Genomic DNA, 16,707 nt, shown 5'->3' on the forward strand with positions numbered 1-16,707 from the left:
TGTAACGAACAATAGGAACATCCCACAGGGGCACCCGCTCCTTCGGAGAGGGCCGGGGTGAGGTCACTCACCGGTCGGCCGCTCCTGGCAAAGCTCGATCAACACTCCGTTGGTGTCTTTGGGGTGAAGAAAGCAGACGAGCTTGTTGTCGGCGCCCCGCTTTGGTTCGGCATTCAACAAGGTAAAGCCCTCGGCCTCAAGGCGTTGCATTTCGGCCCGGATGTCGGCCACGTCGAACGCGATGTGGTGGATGCCTTCGCCCTTTTTATCAAGGAACTTCCGGATGACGCCGTCGTCGGTGGTCGATTCGAGTAGCTCGATCTTGTTGGGCCCCGACTGGAAAAAGGCCGTGCGCACGGCCTCGGAGGCCACCTCCTCGGTTTTGTAGCAGGGGCTGTTGAGGAGTTTCTCGAAAAGGGGGACGGAGTCGGCCAGCGACCGGACGGCAATGCCGATGTGCTCAATTTTCTGCATGAAGGCGGGCTTTTGCGAAATAGGTAAAATTAGCTTTCCTTAACCTGATTTTCCTCAGCTCGGGGCTGAAATTGAAGTAAATTTGTGTGCTGAAATGGAACCTACGCATATGTTGAAACTCCCCGTATATCTCGACCATAACGCTACCACCCCCTGCGACCCGCGGGTTGTGGAGGCCATGATACCTTACTTCACCGAGTCGTTTGGCAACGCCGCCAGCCGCAACCACCCCTTTGGCTGGCAGGCCGAAGAAGCGGTGGATTATGCCCGCGAGCAGGTTGCGCAACTGATCGGCGCCGACCCCAAGGAGATCATCTTCACTTCGGGCGCTACCGAGGCCGACAACCTGGCCATCAAGGGCGTCTATGAAATGTACGCCTCCAAGGGCAACCACATCATCACCTGCAACATCGAGCACAAAGCTGTACTCGACACCTGCAAGCACATTGAAAAGCTCGGTGGTGAAGTGACCTACCTCCCGGTAAACAACGAAGGCCTCGTTACGCCCGAACAAGTGGAAGCAGCCATCAAGCCCAATACGATCCTCATTGCCCTCATGTTCGGCAACAACGAGGTAGGCACGCTGATGCCTATCCGCGAAATCGGCGCCATCGCCCGCAAGCATGGCATCCTGCTCTTCACCGACGCCACCCAGGCGGTAGGTAAGGTGCCCGTGGACGTCAACGCCGACCACATCGACCTGCTGGCTATGACGGCTCACAAGATGTATGGTCCCAAAGGCATCGGTGCGCTTTATGTGCGCCGCAAGAACCCCCGCGTAAAGGTGACCGCCCAGATGGATGGCGGCGGCCACGAGCGCGGCATGCGCTCCGGTACCCTCAACGTGCCCGGCATCGTTGGTTTCGGCAAGGCCTGTGAGCTCGGACGCCTCGAAATGGCGCAGGACGCCGAACGCCTCTCGAAGCTCCGCGACAAGCTCGAAAACGCCCTCCTCGAACTCGAGGAAGCCTACGTCAATGGCAGCAAGGAGCACCGCCTCCCGCACGTGTCGAATATTTCCTTTAAATACGTGGAAGGTGAAGGCCTGATGATGGGCTTCAACAAGAACATCGCCCTCTCTTCCGGATCGGCCTGTACGTCGGCTTCGCTCGAGCCTTCCTACGTGCTGAAAGCCCTCGGTCTTGGCGACGATCTGGCACACAGTTCGCTCCGGTTCGGGTTGGGCCGCTACACCACCGAGGAGCAGATCGACTATACCATTGAACAGGTACGCAACACGGTGAACAAGCTCCGCGAAATGAGCCCGCTGTGGGAGATGTACAAGGACGGAATCGATATGAACTCCATCGAGTGGGCGCACCACTAGGGGAAATGTCGGATGTCTGATTTCGGATGTCTGATCGAACCCAACTACAAACAACAATCTACAAACGACAAACTTTAAGTCATGGCTTACTCAGATAAATTACTCGATCACTACAACAACCCCAAGAATGTGGGTACGCTCGATAAGGGCAACAAAAACGTAGGCACCGGCCTCGTGGGCGCCCCCGAGTGCGGCGACGTTATGCGTCTGCAGATCGAGGTGGACGACACTACCGGGCTGATCAAGGACGCGAAGTTCAAGACCTTCGGCTGTGGCTCCGCCATCGCTTCTTCTTCCGTGGCTACCGAGTGGCTCAAAGGCAAAACCATCGACGAGGCCGTGAAAATCGACAACATGGACATCGTGGAGGAACTCAACCTTCCCCCCGTCAAGATCCACTGCTCGGTACTCGCCGAAGACGCCATCAAGGCCGCCATCAACGATTACCGTGTGAAGAACGGCCTCGAGCAACTCAAGTTCGACGAATCCATCGTTCACTAGGATGAATGGCTGATGGGATGATGTGCGGAGGGATCCTACCTGTTCGCCTCCAATGATGATCCCATTATCCCATTATCCGATGACCCCATTCGATCTATGACAGCGACAGATAACGCGATATACGTAAGCGACAAGGCGCGCGATAAAGTGCGTCAACTGATGACCGACGCCGGCGTGGCCGACGATCCTTCCTATTTCCTGCGGGTGGGCGTTGTGGGCGGCGGCTGCTCGGGGTTGAGCTATAAGCTCGATTTCGACAACGAGCAAAAGCCGATGGACCAGGTGTTCGAGGACAATGGTGTGAAAGTGGTTACGGACCTCAAAAGCTTCCTGTACCTCGTGAACACCATGCTGGAGTTTTCCGACGGCCTCAACGGCAAAGGATTTTATTTCGACAACCCGAACGCCTCGCGCACCTGCGGTTGCGGGGAAAGCTTTGCGGTGTGATCGTGAGCCGTCAGCCGTGAGCGCGCAATGCGACTTTAATAAAAGAACGGATGCCGAAGGCATCCGTTCTTTCGTTATTAGGCGTCAGCGCTCACGCTTCACGCTTCACGGCTCACGTTGTGCGTCCGCGCTCACGCTTCACGGCTGACGGCTCACGTCTTTTAGCACATCCTTCTATATCTTATCTGCGTTACCCGCGTTATCTGCGTGCCTCCTGCAACTCGCAAAACCATCAAAACCTCCAAAACCTTAGTTTTACAGCCTATGTGGTCCATCTGTAAAAAGGAGCTTGGCCAGTTCTTCAGCAGCCTCACGGGCATCATTGCCATCGTGGTGTTCCTGCTGGTCAACGGGTTGGTGCTCTTTGTCTTTCCGAACAACATCCTCGATAGCGGCTATGCCACGCTGGAAGCCTACTTTGCGCTGGCGCCCTGGATCCTTGTCTTCCTGATCCCGGCCATCACAATGCGCTCCTTTGCCGACGAATACCGCGGCGGCACTTTCGAGATCCTGCGCACGCGCCCGCTGACACCGGGGCAGATCGTGGGCGGGAAGTTCTGGGGCGCCCTCATCATCGTGGTGATCGCGCTGCTGCCCACGCTCGTGTATTATTTTACCGTGAACCACCTGGCCGCCACGACCGGCATCGACGCCGGCGCCGCGGCCGGGTCGTACCTGGGCCTGTTCTTCCTGGCGGCTGTATTCACGGCCATCAGCATTTTCATCTCCAGCCGCACCAACAACGCGGTGATTGCCTTTATCCTGAGCCTCATCGCCTGCCTGCTCCTGTATTATGGGTTTCATACGCTGAGCGGCCTGGCCGCTTTCCGCGGCGGTGCCGACTACTACCTCGACCTACTCGGCATCGACGCCCACTACCGCAGCATCAGCCGCGGTGTGGTTGATACCCGCGACCTCGTATACTTCGTATCGCTGGCCGCCTTCTTCTTATTCCTGACCCGTCAAACCCTGATCCAGCGCGCATGAAGCAACGTACCCGCAAAAGCGCCTGGCTACTCGCGCTCCTCGCCCTGGTGGCCGTCAACATCGTGGCCGCCCTCGCTCACGCCCGCTTCGACCTCACCGCCGAGCACCGCTACTCGCTGAGCAAACCCACGCAGCGCCTGCTGCGCGGCATCGACAGCACCGTGAACATCGACGTTTTCCTCACTGGTAAAGATTTGCCCTCCTTCGTGCGGAAGTTTCGCAGCTCGCTCGAAGATTTTCTTTCCGAAACGCGCGAGTACGGCGGCAGCAAACTGGAGTTCCGCTTCGTGGATCCCTTCGCCGGCGACACGGCGTCCTCGCGCCTCCTGCTCGACTCGCTGCGCGCCAACTACGGCCTGACACCGGTGGCGGTGCAGGCGCCCGAAAAAGTGGGCGACCGCCTCGAAGTGACGAGCCTTATTCACGGCGCCGTGGTGCGCCAGGGCGAGCGCGCCGTCGGTGTGGACCTCCTCAAAGGACAGCGCGCCTTCGGCACCAGCGCCGAGGAGCTGGCCGCCCTTTACAACAACGTGGAGGCCTCGGTGGAATACAAGTTCGCCTCCGCTATCGAGAAAGTAACTACGAAGGAAAAGCCGCTCGTGGCCTACCTCCTGGGCAATGGCGAGGCCTGGGGCTACAACATCAACGACGCTTTCGTTTCGCTGCGCGACAACTACTTCGCCGATACCCTTAACTTGAAAAAAGTGCCCTTCATCCCGGCGGAGATCGATGCGGTCGTGGTCATGAAGCCGACGGTGCCCTTCAGCAACGACGACAAGCTGAAGCTGGACCAATACGTGACGCACGGTGGCAAGATCTTCTGGATGGTCGACAACATGTACGCCGAATTCGACAGCCTTTATAAAAGCGGCGGCTTCATTTCCTTCGACCGCGGCCTTAACCTCGAAGACCTTTATTTCAACTGGGGCGTGCGTCTCAACACCGACCTGGTGCAGGACATGCAAAGCGACCAGCTGCCGCAGGTGAACGAAAGCAACGGGCAGCAGCGCCTCGTCAACTGGCCCTTCTTCCCGGTGCTCGATGGCACGCAGCACCCGATCAGCAAAAACCTGGATGGCGTCCGCGCCTTCTTTCCCACCAGTATGGATACGGTGGAAGCCGCCGGTGTACGCAAGACCGTGCTGCTGCAGTCGTCGGCCAATGCGCGCGTGCTGGGCTCGCCGGCGAAGATCGACTTCAGCCTGCTGCAGGTGGCGCCCGATGAAAAGCTGTTCCGCCGCAAGAACGTGCCCGTGGCATACCTGCTCGAAGGCCAGTTTCCATCGCTCTATGCGGGCCGGCTTCCGCGGTCAGTGGCCGATTCGCTCAAGGCGCAGAAATACGATTTCTTCCCGGCTACCACGCAGCCCAACAAGATGATCGTGGTTGCCGACGGCGACCTGGCCCTCAACCAGTTCAGCGCTTCCTCGGGGCCCCTGCCGATGGGAATGAATCCCTTCACGCGGTATACTTACGCCAACAAGGAGTTTTTCCTCAACAGTCTCGAATACCTCGTTAATCCTTCCGACATCCTGCAAACGCGGAGCAAGGAGTTTACACTCCGCCTGCTCGACCCGCGGCGGGTGAAGGAACAGCGCAGCACCTGGCAGGCGGTTACGGTCGCCTTGCCCGTCGTACTGCTCGTACTCTTCGGGGCGCTTTACCAGCAGGCGCGCCGCCGCCGCTATGCATCGTCCGTATCTTAGCGCCTCAAATTTGCGAAACCGATGACCCTGGATCAGCTCAGTTACCTGGTATTTGGATTGGTGGTGTTGATCGCCCTTGTGCTCGACCTGGGGCTGCTGAGCAAGCGTTCCACGGAGATCAGCATCAAGAAGGCGCTGTACCAAACCCTGTTCTGGGTATCGCTGGCCTTCGCCTTCTTCGGCTTTCTTTGGTACGAATACGGAAAGGCACCGGCCATTGAATACATCAGCGCTTACCTGATGGAGTGGAGCCTGAGCATCGACAACATTTTCGTTTTCATTCTCATCTTCACCTTCTTTCGGATTGCCAGCGACCACGTGGCGCGGGCCCTGCTCTGGGGCATCCTCATGGCCATCATCTTCCGCGTCATCTTCATCACCGTGGGTGTGGCGCTGGTAGAGCGCTTTCACTGGCTGCTCTACATCTTCGGGGGCTTCCTCGTATACACCGGTATCAAGATCTTTACGGTGAAGGAAAGCGATGAGGGCTTCGACCCGGGCACCAATCCCGTTTACAAATTCCTGAACCGCTTTCTGCCCATCGTGCACGAAGATGTGGGCGGCAAGCTCACCATCAAACGCAACGGCAAGCGCTTCTTCACCAACCTGTTCGTGGTGATCGTGATGCTGGCCACCACCGATATCGTCTTCGCGCTCGACAGCATCCCGGCGGTGTTTGCCATCGTTACCGAATCGAAGCAGCGCAACATGATCATCTACACGAGCAACATCTTCGCCGTGCTGGGCCTGCGCTCGCTGTTCTTCCTCCTCAAGGGCGCGGTGAACCGTTTTGCCTACCTGCAGCAGGGCATTGCGATCGTCCTCGTGTTCATCGGCCTGAAGATGCTGGTGCCGCTGGTATACAGCTCATTTCATATGCCGGTAGTGATCTCGCTCATTGTAATCGTGGTGTGCCTCGGCGGCTCTGTGCTCTATTCGATCAATGCCACGCGCCGTCAGGCCCGCGAGAACGACGAAATTTAAGCGCGCCGGCTGTACCTTCAACGGGTGTATTCCATTGCCACCATTGCGGAAGTAACGGGTGCGGAGCTACTGCAGCCCGGCGACACCGGCCGCAGCATCGCCCACCTGCTGCACGACAGCCGCGCCGTGACCTTTCCCGACAGCTCGCTTTTCTTCGCCCTGCAAACGGCCCGCAGCGACGGCCACCGCTTTATCGACGACGCCTGGCGCAAAGGCGTGCGCGCCTTCGTGATTAGCCATGAGGTGGACCGCAACGCTTTCGCGGGTGCTTCCTTCCTGCGCGTGCCCGACACGCTCGCGGCGCTGCAGGCCCTGGCCGCCTGGCACCGCGCGCAGTTCGACCTGCCGGTGATCGGCATCACGGGTTCCAACGGCAAAACGATCGTGAAGGAGTGGCTGCAGCAACTGCTCGAGCCCGAGCACCGGATCGTGCGCAGCCCGCGGAGCTACAATTCGCAGATCGGCGTGGCCCTCAGCGTGTGGCAGCTGCGGCCGGAGCACACACTGGCCCTCTTTGAAGCGGGCATTTCGCAGCCCGGCGAGATGGAGCGGCTCGCCCGCATGATCCGTCCCACGGTGGGCGTGCTCACCAACATCGGCTCGGCTCACGACGAAGGCTTTCTCGACACCGAACAAAAACGCAGCGAAAAAGGCCGCCTCTTTGAAGGTGCCAGAGCCGTGATCGGCCCCGAGCCCTGGACGGGCCTGCTGCCGCAGCACATCAGCTGGGGCGTGGAGTCGGGCGCCAGCCTGCACATGGTGCGGCTGGAGCAGGGAACGCCGACGCTGGTGCAGGCCGAATACCGGGGTGTGCCCGTAGAAATACGGATTCCCTTCAGCGATGAGGCCTCCGTGTCGAACGCACTCACCTGCACCTGCGTGCTCATTTACCTCGGTTATTCCATCGATACCATCAACGAGCGGCTCGCGGGCCTGCAGGCGGTAGACATGCGCCTGCAGCTGAAGCATGGCGCCGGCGGCTGCACGCTCATCAACGATTCGTACAGCGCCGACTTTACATCGCTGCAACTCGCGCTCAACTTTATGGCGCAGCAGCAAACGGGGCAACCGCGCACCGTGATCCTTTCCGACTTTGCCGAATCCGGCTCGGCACCCGACCGCTTTTACCCGCAGGTGGCCCGCGCCCTCGAAGGCGCCGCAGTGGGCAAAGCCGTGCTCATCGGCCACGACGTGACGCGTCACCTTTCGCTGCCGCCGTCGGTGGAGGTGCAGCGCTACGCCAGCACCGAAGATTTCCTGGAGCAATACCATCCCGCCCAGTTCCACGAAGAGACCATCCTCGTAAAAGGTGCACGCCACTTTCGATTTGAGCGGATCGTAGCGGCGCTGGAAACGCGCGTGCACCAGACGGTGCTCGAGATCAACCTCAACGCGCTGGCTCACAACCTGAAGCAATACCGCGCATTGCTGGCGCCCGGCACGAAGGTGATGGCCATGGTCAAGGCTTTTTCTTACGGGAGCGGCTCTTCGGAAGTGGCTTCCATCCTGCAGTTTCACCACGTTGATTACCTGGGGGTGGCCTATGCCGATGAAGGCGTAGCCCTTCGCCAGGCGGGCATCTCGCTGCCCATCATGGTCATGAACGCCGATGCGTCGTCCTTCGATGTGCTGGTGGAATGGCAGCTGCAACCGGTGTTGTATTCGTTCGGCATTCTGCAGGATTTCGAGCGCTACCTGCAGCGCGCCGGGCTCCAGGCCTGGCCCGTGCACGTGGAGGTGGAAACCGGCATGAACCGCCTTGGCTTTTCCTCCGTAGAAATACCGTCGCTGGCGCGGCACCTGCAGCAGACGGGTTGGCTGCGCGTGCAGTCGGTTTTCAGCCACCTGGCGGCGAGCGAAGACCCGGCGCAGGACGGTTTTACCGACGAACAGGGCGCACGCTTCGCTACGATGGTGGCTGCCCTCGAAGCCGCGCTTCCGTATCGTTTTCTGAAACACATTTCCAATTCGGCCGCCATCATCCGGCATCCGGCCCTGCAGCTCGATATGGTCCGCCTTGGCATCGGGCTCTATGGTGTGGAGATCGAAACGAAGCAACTCGAGCTCGAAGCGGTGGCTACCCTCCGCAGCACCATCGCGCAACTGAAGCGCCTTGAAGCGGGGGAGACGGTGAGTTACAACCGCCGCGGTGTGGTGAAGGAAGCTTCCCTGATCGCCACGGTGCGCATCGGCTACGCAGATGGTTACAGCCGGCGCCTCGGCTATGGCGTGGGCAAGATGTACGTCAACGGGCACCTGGCACCCGTAATCGGCACGGTGTGCATGGATATGACCATGATCGACGTGACGCATGTGCCGGGTGTGCGTGAGGGCGACGAGGTGATCCTCTTTGGAAAGCCCCTGCCGGTGCAACAGCTCGCCGATTGGATCGGCACCATTCCCTACGAAGTAATGACGGGCGTAAGCCAGCGGGTGAAACGCGTATATTTCCAGGAATGATCACCGGCCCCCGCATCGTGCACCTGGAGCAAAAGCTGCTCGCTGGCCGCCACCTCGAAATGTCGTTCGCCCGCAACCGCACCTTCGAGCTGTGGACCACCTTCATGCCCCGCCGCCGCCATTTTACGAATGGCGTCAACGAGCACCTCTATAGCCTGCAGGTATATCCCGAACATTTCTTCCGGCCCTTCGATCCGAACCGGTCTTTTACAAAATGGGCCCTGCTGGAAGTGACCAGCCACGAAGGCCTGCCCGAAGGGATGGAGCCATTCGTGCTGCCCGCCGGCGCCTATGCCGTCTTTGATTTCCGCGGCAACGCTGCCCAGGCGCAGGCTGCGTTCCGGTATATCTACGGGGAGTGGCTACCTAAGTCGGGTTATGCTTTGGATAATCGTCCGCACTTTGAGCTGCTGGGTGCTAAATACCGACGCGACGACCCGGGCTCCGAAGAAGAGATCTGGATCCCGGTGCGTGAGGCGATGCTGCGCCCGGGACCGTAACTTGCCGCCATGGAGTTGTCGCAAGTACTGCAGGATCACCGGAAGCGGAAAGGCCTTACCCAGGAAGAACTCGCCGAACGCAGCGGGGTAACGGTGCGCACCATCCAGCGTATCGAGGGTGGCGAGACCGTTCCGCGTGCTTACACCCTCAAGGCGATTGCCGGCGCGCTCGACCTCGCCCCGGAGGCGCTGTTGCCGGTCCCCCTGGTGTTGGCTCCAGGCATACCGGCACCCGCCGTCGACCGCGAAGAACTGCTCCACTTCCTGCGCCTGCTCTGCCTGTCCTGCTTTTCCTTTATTGTCCTTCCCTGGGTGCACTTCCTGCTGCCGCAGGCGATGCTTCGCCGGCAGCCCGACCTGCCGGCGCCGGTGCGCAGCTTCGGGCGAAGGCTGGTCCGAAGCCAGGTGTACTGGGTGGTGGCGCTCAACGGCGGGCTCCTGGCCATCACGGCCTTCAATTATACTCTGACGCGCCGCACGGGCGTCGCGATTCCCTATCTCCCCTTCGTGTTCGCGATGTTCGGTGGCAACGCGTTGCTGCTGTTGTGGGCCCTGTTGCAAACGAAAACCCTGCTGCGGGATCTTCCGCTAACGGATTGATAACCAACGTTTGTCGGGTCAATGTCGGGTCAATGTCGGCCCGCGGGAGGGGCGCTGCCGGCTATTTTCGCAGCGCACTAAAAACATGCGACATGCCATTCCCGACCCTCCGCCAACGTTTGCTCTTTTTGTTTTTTACCTTGCTGACGACCCACGGCCTTTCGGCTTTTTCGCAGGAGGAGGGAGGCCGCATCGGGCTGCCTGCGGAGCCGCAGTCGATCCGTTTCCGGTGGCTTGCCGAGGGGACGCTGAAGCACAGCGCGCTGCTGCTGCCGATTCGCCTGCCGAACTGTTCCGAAACCTTTTACCTCCAGTTTGACCTCGGCGCGCCGGCGACGCTTTTTTACCGCGAGGCCGTACAGGGCATCCTGGTACGTTACCCCGCCGCGCTCGATACGGCCGGTGGTCGCCTGTCGCTCCGGGATGCCCGCCTCGACCGCAGCGCCTTCTCGGTTGAGGGTGCGGCCCTCCGCAACTACGCGGGTAGTGGCATTAACTGGAAGAAACGCATACGCATCATCGGCACGGCCGGCTCCGACCTGTTGAGCGGTCGCGCGGTGCTGCTCGACTTCCCGGCGCAGCGCCTGAAGCTGAATGTCGATTCAACCGTTACGGGTGCAACGCCCGTGCACCCGCTGCTGTATCTGCAGGGACGCATCCTGTTGCCGGCCCGGATCGGCGGCCAGCAAAAACTGCTGGTGTACGACAGCGGGTCGAGCGCATTCAGCCTCCTCACCGACAGCGCGTCGGCAGTAAAGATGGCGCGCCCCGGTGCTGCCGACCAGCAGCATGCGAGCCGCTCCTGGGACGTTACGCTGACGGCGCACAGCTTCGCCAGCAGTGACAGTATCGGCCTAGGAGGGAAGATGCTGCCACTGCGCCAGGTGTCGTACATCTCGGGCACCAGTGAGGCGCAGGTGCAGTCGATGGCCCGCTTCGGCATCGGCGGCATGGCCGGCAACGTGTTGTTTTTGAAGCAACGGCTTTACCTGGACCTGAAGCGGAAGAAGTTCACGCTGCTTCCGTAGCCGAAGGGGAGGCGCCATTTGTTTTCCCTGGTGCTGCGGTTGGCGCTACCGGCGGAAGTGTCTAAATTGCAGGGAACCACTGCCATGAACTTCGACTTTTATTCCCAGTATAAAGACTGGTCCGATACCGATCTCCGCCGCGTGTTGCAATTTCCGGACGACTACCAGCCCGATGCCGTTGCGGCGGCCGAAGCCGTTTTAAGCGAGCGCAACGTGCTGCTATATGAGCGGGTGCCCGCGATGCCGGAACCGGCCGCGTTTGGCGAGGCCGGCGAAGGCGAGAGCATTCTCGAATCCCTGCTGGCCCCACCGGAGCGGCGTTTCGGCTGGCCGCCCGTTGCCTGGATGCGGGCCATCTACCTGGGTGTCGGGGCGCTGGTAGGCTGGAGCGTTTACCAGGATGGCCTGAGCTGGTACGGGGTGATTGCCAGTGGCGGCTCGGTGCTGTCGTTCCCTTTCCTGGTTTCCATGAGCGTGGTGTTGTTGCAGGTGCTCGGCGCCTTCCTCGGCCTTCGCCGTAATCACTGGGGCTGGCGGATCACCGTGGCCTTTCAAACGCTGGCGCTGTCCTTCGCGCTGTATTCGCTGTACTATTTCCTGTTTCGCTATAGATATGATTCCTCGGGCAGTCTCTGGTTTGTAGGACTGTTTTTTTCGCTGCGGGGAGCGCTGGTCATCGGGCTATGCCGTGCCCCGCTGATGGCCTACTTCGGCCTGCGGCCCGCGGAGCGCTGGAGGGCAATCGGCGCCGGCATCGCGTTGGCAGGTTTCTTCCTGGTGATCTTCTGGCTACAGTAAGCGGGCTGACGGCCGTCACCCCCTTTTTTAACAAAACCGGTCCCTCCATTTAGTGCCCTTTTCCACGACTATCGCAATGCGGCACGGCGCCAAACGCTGTAGCTTCCTATCTTTGACGCTCCCGGGCCGGCCCGGGAGTTTTTTTTATGAAGCCAGTGAAACTCAGCACCCCCTTTCTCATTATTGCGATCGTCATCCTGGCCGATCAGGCCCTTAAGATCTGGATCAAGACCCACTATCCTTTCGGCGAAGTGGCCAAACTCGGCGGCTTCAACTGGGCGCGTCTTTATTTCATCGAAAACGAAGGCATGGCCTGGGGTTGGAAGTTCGGCGGCTCCTGGGGCAAGATGGCCCTGACGCTGTTCCGCCTGGTGGCCGTCATCTTCGGCACCTGGTACCTCGTCCGGATCGTGCGCGAGCGCTACAGCCGCGGCTTTATCGTGTGCGCCGCCCTCATCTACGCCGGCGCCCTCGGCAACCTGATCGACTCCATGTTTTACGGCCTGCTGTTCTCGGCTTCCGACTACAGCACCGTGGCCAGCGCCTTTCCTCCCGGCGGCGGCTATGCCGGCTTCCTGCACGGCCGCGTGGTAGACATGCTCTATTTTCCTTTCGTGGAAAACGGCACCTGGCCCTCGTGGGTGCCCTTCGTGGGCGGGCAGGGCGTTACGTTCTTCAGCCCCATTTTCAACATCGCCGACGCCGCCATTTCCGTGGGCGTCATCACGCTGATCATCTTTCAAAAACGGTTCATTCACCGGCAGCACGCGGAGCGCACCGATAACGCGGACGGGGTGAAAGACCTTCCTGCAAACCCGGAACCGGATACGCAGGCCCTTACCAAATAAAAAAAGACCCCGCAGCGCGGGGTCTTTTTCGTTCGCATTATTGATTACTCATCCTAGCTTACCTACCATCTTGCTCGGGTCTACCACCTGGTCGAACTCCTCGTTCGTAACATAACCAAGCTTCACGGCCATTTCCTTCAGCGTGGTGCCTTCCTTGTGGGCCTTCTGCGCGATCTCGGCGGCTTTGTAGTAGCCGATCTTCGTGTTGAGGGCCGTGACCAGCATGAGCGAGTTGCTGACGTGCTTCCGGATGTTTTCCTCGATGGGCTCGATGCCGGCGGCGCACTTGTTGGTGAAGCTCACGCAGCCTTCGCCGATGAGGCGGGCGCTGTGGAGGAAGTTGTAGATCATCATCGGCTTGAACACGTTGAGCTCGAAGTGGCCCATCGAGCCGCCGATGTTGATGGCCACGTCGTTGCCCATCACCTGGGCGGCGATCATCGTGAGGGCTTCCACCTGCGTGGGGTTGACCTTGCCGGGCATGATGGAGGAGCCGGGCTCGTTGTCGGGGATGAGGATCTCGCCGATGCCCGAGCGGGGACCGCTGGAGAGCATCCGGATGTCGTTGGCGATCTTCATCAGCGATACGGCGATCGTCTTCAGCGCGCCATGGCTTTCCACGATGGCGTCGTGGGCGGCAAGGGCTTCGAATTTATTTTCGGCCGTCACGAAGGGCAGTCCCGTCAGCGCGGCGATGTGCTTCGCTACGTTTTCCGAATAGCCTTCGGGGGTGTTGATGCCAGTGCCCACGGCGGTGCCGCCCAGGGCCAGCTCGGCGAGGTGGGGCAGCGTGTTGCGCAGGGCGCGCAGGCCGTGATCGAGCTGCGACACATAGCCGGAGAACTCCTGGCCCAGCGTCAGCGGGGTGGCGTCCATGAAGTGCGTGCGGCCGATCTTCACCACGTTCATAAAGGCCTTGCTCTTTTCGGCCAGCGTATTGCGGAGCAGCTCCAGGCCCGGGATCGTGGTTTCCACCAACATCTGGTAGGCGGCGATGTGCATGGCGGTGGGGAAAGTGTCGTTCGACGACTGGGACTTGTTCACGTCGTCGTTGGGATGCAGCACCTTGTCCTTGTCGGTAAGCTGTCCGCCGCTGAGCACGTGGGCGCGGTAGGCCACCACTTCGTTCACATTCATGTTGCTCTGCGTACCCGACCCGGTTTGCCACACCACCAGCGGAAAGGCGGCTTCGTGCTGGCCTTGGAGGAGCTCGTCGCACACGCGGCCGATGAGTTCCATTTTCTCCTTCGGCAGGATGCCGGCTTCGAAGTTGGTAATGGCGGCCGCCTTTTTCAGGTAGGCAAAAGCGCGGATGATCTCCTTGGGCATCCGGTTGATGTCCTGGGCGATACGGAAGTTGTCGATGCTGCGCTGGGTCTGGGCACCATACAGGGCGTCGGCAGGAACCTGCACTTCACCCATGGTATCTTTTTCAATCCGAAAGTTCATGGCGTTTGATTTTCGGGGGCAAAAGTACCGCATTCCGGTTCCGCGCACGAAAAAGGCCGCCCGTAGGCGGCCTTTCCATTCCGAAAGAAATAGCTTAGAAGTGGTAGCCGACCGAAAAGCCGATACCGAAGTTGATGATGCTCTTGTTGTACGCGGCAAAGCCTTCCTGGCCGTTGTTGCTCACTACGTACTTGCTGCCCTTGATCTGCCGCAGGCCGATGGCCGACGACCATTCCATGGAGATGTGGTCGTAAAGCCACTGGTGGCCGAAGTGCACCATGAAGTCGGACAGCGTCTCGAATTCATCCTTGTCGGCACCTTTGAACTCGCCGGTGGAAGCTACGTAGCCGGGCATGCTGAAGTTGTAGCGGGCGAAGTTGTACTGGAAGCCGAGGTAGTTCTCCTCCGGGGCGTCGCCACCGAAATAAACGCGGGGCTCCACGCGGTACATGTAGCCCATTTTGGGCTTGCGCACGTCGAAGTTGTACAGCTCGGGGGCCATGTCGTAATCGCTGGAGTTGGAGCTCCAGGGGTATTCCTTGATCAGCGAGCTGTTCTCACCGTCGTACAGCGACTTGCCGAATGCGCTGCGGATGTAGTTGCGGTGCGTGAGACCGCCACCCACCTGGATGGTGAATACGTCGGTCAGGCGGCGCTCGTACAGCAGCGGAAACTGGCCGCTGATAAAGCCGAGGGGCGCGATCTTGACGATGTTGTTTTCGGAGCTGCCCTTCTTGGACGAGCGGGCCGAGGTCGATTTTTGCTCGTTGAAAATGATCGTGACGGAGCTGTCGCGGGCCTGTTTACGGGATTGGGCGAACAGGGGCTGGAAAGCGGACAGGGCCAGGCAGGCGAGGAGCAGGTAGTTTAGTTTTTTTTCTCTCATAACAGTAATAGTTGGCGCGAAAGTATTTTATTTGCACACTAAGCCAAAATAATTAATATGAGAAAGTGTCTTTTTTGGGCGGCCCTGATCGTCGCCGGATCTGCCCAGGCCCAGCGGGTGAATGTGCGCTGGAGTGAAGAAAGCAAGACAGAGCTGGAATACGGCTCGCTGGTGAAAGGTTCGGGAACCGAGATGGTGAAGCTTTGCTTCGAGTCGCACGGCGGCGGATGGTTCTCGAAAAAATCGGTAACGCCGATCCTGAGCCGCTATACCGACCGGCTCGTGGAGCAGGGCGTGCGCAGCTTCAGCGTCGACGAGGACAACGTCAAGTTCGACAACCTCCTCAGCGTGGGCAACAACCTGTTCATGTTCACCAACCGCTACGAAAAGAGCGACAAGTCCACCAGCTTCTATGCCCAGAAGATCGACGCCAAAACGCTGGCGCCCACCGGACGCCCGATCAACCTCGGTGTCATGGCGGCCCTCGACCGCTCGCGCCAGTCGGACGCCAACTACGAACTGTCGAAAGACTCCAGCAAGATCCTGATGTTCGGCCTCTCGCCCTATTCCAAGAAAGGTAACGAGAAGTACTATATGTCCGTGTTCGACGCGAACATGAACAAGATGTGGGACAACACCGTGGAGCTGCCCTACCTCGATAAGTTCGTGGTGATCTTCGACTACGTGGTGACCAACAGCGGCGACGTAGGCGTGCTGATCAAGCACTACGACAAGGAAGTGAAAAAAGAGAAAGTGCGTGAAGACGGTGCCAACGTGCCCGCCTACAAGGCCAAGTTCCTGCTCTACACCAAAGGCAGCACCAAGCCGAAAGAGTACGTGCTCGACGTGAACGACAAGTTCGTGCACGAACTGCAGGTAACCTCCGACGCCAACAACAACCTCACCATGTTCGGCCTGTACAAAAACAAGTACGACGGCTACGTGAACGGCTATTTCATCACCAAGGTGAACGCCGGCGGCACCAACGTGGATATGGTGAAGATGGAAGCGTTCCCCGAAGACATGGTCACCCTCATCAAGAAAGACAAGCAAGGCAGCGACCGCGAGAAAGACCCGGGCCTGAGCTCCAACTTCAGCCTCGCCGACGTGGTGACGCGCGAAGACGGCAGCACCGACTACCTGCTCGAATATTACAAGATGGTGATGGTAACCACGTCGAGCTCCTCGGGCAACGGCTTTTACACCTCGCGCACCTACCCCGTGTACTACTACGGCGACGTGGTGGACGTGCACGTGAAGCCCGGTAAGCCCACCGGCTTCGTACGGGTGCCCAAGTACCAGCAGACCTCGTATACCAACCTGTACAGCTCCTTCAAAGCCATCACGCGCAACAACAAGCTGTTCATGTTCTACAACGACGACCGCGACAACGTAGACCGCGACATCAACAAGCGCCCCGACGATATGGTGAAGTTCAACAAGAGCATCCTGGCCATGGCCACCGTCGACGGCAACGACAACCTGACCCGCGCCCAGGTGTACGATCACAAGGAAATGAAGCTGACCACCTGCGTCCGCGTCAGCCGCCGCATCGGCAACGATGCGATCGGTCTCTACGCGCAGCGTATGGGCGGCCTCTTTTCTTCCGCTAAAGACATGGTGGGCATCCTGGCTCTTCAGTAAGCCGGATGGCACACAGAAAATAAAAAAGACCCCTGGCAATCTGCCGGGGGTTCTTTTTTGTGGTGCGG

At 59.6% G+C, this 16,707-nt stretch carries 16 protein-coding genes; 13 read left to right on the plus strand and 3 right to left on the minus strand.

The genetic code is table 11. The features are described from left to right. Positions 1 to 63: 63 nt before the first annotated feature. Positions 64 to 474, minus strand: a complete 411-nt coding sequence (mce, locus tag E0486_RS00815) for a methylmalonyl-CoA epimerase (protein ID WP_131850234.1) — start codon at positions 472 to 474, stop codon at positions 64 to 66. Between the two features lie 109 nt (positions 475 to 583). On the opposite strand from mce, the gene E0486_RS00820 reads away from it, so the two are divergent. The 12 genes from E0486_RS00820 to E0486_RS00875 all read left to right on the plus strand — a co-directional run bounded on the left by E0486_RS00820 (position 584) and on the right by E0486_RS00875 (position 12,660). Next, positions 584 to 1,801 (plus strand): IscS subfamily cysteine desulfurase, encoded by a 1,218-nt coding sequence (locus E0486_RS00820; RefSeq protein ID WP_317129396.1) that lies wholly within the window; start codon positions 584 to 586, stop codon positions 1,799 to 1,801. An 81-nt stretch (positions 1,802 to 1,882) separates the two neighbouring features. Then, positions 1,883 to 2,302 carry a Fe-S cluster assembly scaffold IscU gene (iscU, locus tag E0486_RS00825; RefSeq protein WP_131850235.1) on the plus strand — a complete coding sequence of 140 codons (420 nt, stop codon included), beginning with the start codon at positions 1,883 to 1,885 and terminating at the stop codon, positions 2,300 to 2,302. A gap of 96 nt (positions 2,303 to 2,398) precedes the next feature. After that, entirely contained in the window at positions 2,399 to 2,749 is a 351-nt protein-coding gene (locus E0486_RS00830; protein WP_131850236.1) for a HesB/IscA family protein, read from the plus strand. Between the two features lie 264 nt (positions 2,750 to 3,013). After that, on the plus strand, positions 3,014 to 3,736 hold the full coding sequence (locus E0486_RS00835) for an ABC transporter permease subunit (RefSeq protein ID WP_131850237.1): 723 nt from the start codon (positions 3,014 to 3,016) through the stop codon (positions 3,734 to 3,736). Next, the gene (gene gldG / locus E0486_RS00840) at positions 3,733 to 5,442 is read left to right on the plus strand and encodes a gliding motility-associated ABC transporter substrate-binding protein GldG (protein ID WP_131850238.1); all 1,710 of its coding nucleotides are present in this window, start codon (positions 3,733 to 3,735) and stop codon (positions 5,440 to 5,442) included. Before E0486_RS00835 ends, gldG begins: the two co-directional genes overlap by 4 nt. Positions 5,443 to 5,463: 21 nt before the next feature. Continuing rightward, positions 5,464 to 6,426 carry a TerC/Alx family metal homeostasis membrane protein gene (locus E0486_RS00845; RefSeq protein WP_131850239.1) on the plus strand — a complete coding sequence of 321 codons (963 nt, stop codon included), beginning with the start codon at positions 5,464 to 5,466 and terminating at the stop codon, positions 6,424 to 6,426. Between the two features lie 24 nt (positions 6,427 to 6,450). After that, positions 6,451 to 8,886: a bifunctional UDP-N-acetylmuramoyl-tripeptide:D-alanyl-D-alanine ligase/alanine racemase gene (locus tag E0486_RS00850; RefSeq protein WP_131850240.1), complete on the plus strand. Its 2,436-nt coding sequence runs from the start codon at positions 6,451 to 6,453 to the stop codon at positions 8,884 to 8,886. Continuing rightward, positions 8,883 to 9,386, plus strand: coding sequence for a GyrI-like domain-containing protein (locus tag E0486_RS00855; protein WP_131850241.1), 504 nt, complete (start codon positions 8,883 to 8,885; stop codon positions 9,384 to 9,386). Before E0486_RS00850 ends, E0486_RS00855 begins: the two co-directional genes overlap by 4 nt. Before the next feature lie 9 nt (positions 9,387 to 9,395). Then, entirely contained in the window at positions 9,396 to 9,986 is a 591-nt protein-coding gene (locus E0486_RS00860) for a helix-turn-helix domain-containing protein (protein WP_131850242.1), read from the plus strand. Positions 9,987 to 10,078: 92 nt separating this feature from the next. Beyond that, positions 10,079 to 11,014 carry a hypothetical protein gene (locus E0486_RS00865; RefSeq protein ID WP_131850243.1) on the plus strand — a complete coding sequence of 312 codons (936 nt, stop codon included), beginning with the start codon at positions 10,079 to 10,081 and terminating at the stop codon, positions 11,012 to 11,014. Between the two features lie 84 nt (positions 11,015 to 11,098). Further along, a complete protein-coding gene (locus E0486_RS00870) occupies positions 11,099 to 11,812 on the plus strand; it encodes an MFS transporter (RefSeq protein WP_131850244.1) in 714 nt (237 codons plus the stop codon). Between the two features lie 146 nt (positions 11,813 to 11,958). Continuing rightward, positions 11,959 to 12,660 carry a lipoprotein signal peptidase gene (locus tag E0486_RS00875; RefSeq protein ID WP_131850245.1) on the plus strand — a complete coding sequence of 234 codons (702 nt, stop codon included), beginning with the start codon at positions 11,959 to 11,961 and terminating at the stop codon, positions 12,658 to 12,660. A 48-nt stretch (positions 12,661 to 12,708) separates the two neighbouring features. Here the strand turns inward: E0486_RS00875 and fumC are convergent, their stop codons facing one another. Next, the gene (fumC, locus tag E0486_RS00880) at positions 12,709 to 14,109 is read right to left on the minus strand and encodes a class II fumarate hydratase (protein WP_131850246.1); all 1,401 of its coding nucleotides are present in this window, start codon (positions 14,107 to 14,109) and stop codon (positions 12,709 to 12,711) included. A 94-nt stretch (positions 14,110 to 14,203) separates the two neighbouring features. Further along, a complete protein-coding gene (locus tag E0486_RS00885) occupies positions 14,204 to 14,995 on the minus strand; it encodes a hypothetical protein (protein ID WP_131850247.1) in 792 nt (263 codons plus the stop codon). A gap of 57 nt (positions 14,996 to 15,052) precedes the next feature. Between E0486_RS00885 and E0486_RS00890 the strand changes: the two genes are divergently transcribed. Next, positions 15,053 to 16,639: a hypothetical protein gene (locus E0486_RS00890; RefSeq protein WP_131850248.1), complete on the plus strand. Its 1,587-nt coding sequence runs from the start codon at positions 15,053 to 15,055 to the stop codon at positions 16,637 to 16,639. Positions 16,640 to 16,707 lie beyond the last annotated feature (68 nt).

This window comes from Flaviaesturariibacter aridisoli (assembly GCF_004343705.1).
GTDB lineage: Bacteria > Bacteroidota > Bacteroidia > Chitinophagales > Chitinophagaceae > Flavisolibacter > Flavisolibacter aridisoli.